The sequence below is a fragment of the Pseudomonas rossensis genome (assembly GCF_039888995.1).
Classification (GTDB): domain Bacteria; phylum Pseudomonadota; class Gammaproteobacteria; order Pseudomonadales; family Pseudomonadaceae; genus Aquipseudomonas; species Aquipseudomonas rossensis.
The window spans coordinates 1-239 of the sequence record NZ_JBBWCB010000391.1; the positions used below are offsets into that span (position 1 = coordinate 1).

The 239-nt window shown below is 56.5% G+C and carries 1 pseudogene; it reads left to right on the top strand.

Annotated features, from left to right (window positions below):
• Positions 1-102: 102 nt before the first annotated feature.
• Positions 103-239, top strand: a pseudogene (locus tag WLY71_RS31760) (IS110 family transposase); the annotation flags it as partial.

A 239-nucleotide genomic window follows, 5' to 3' on the forward strand; every position in this document is an offset into this window, starting at 1 on the left:
AGGCGTCAATGCGCCACGGTGGCAGTCTAATCAGCCAACGACAGCGAGGGCGAGTCCATGAAAAAGCATACTTCGATTGATCAATCCCTGTCTTCTTCCGATTTGTCGGCCTGCACAACCGTGGCGGTCGATCTGGCCAAGCAGGTCTTTCAGGTCGCCGGTGAAGACGTCCTCGGCCAGGTGCACTACGAGCAACGGATCAAGTCGCGCGAGGCGTTTTATGAGTTTCTCCGCCAGTT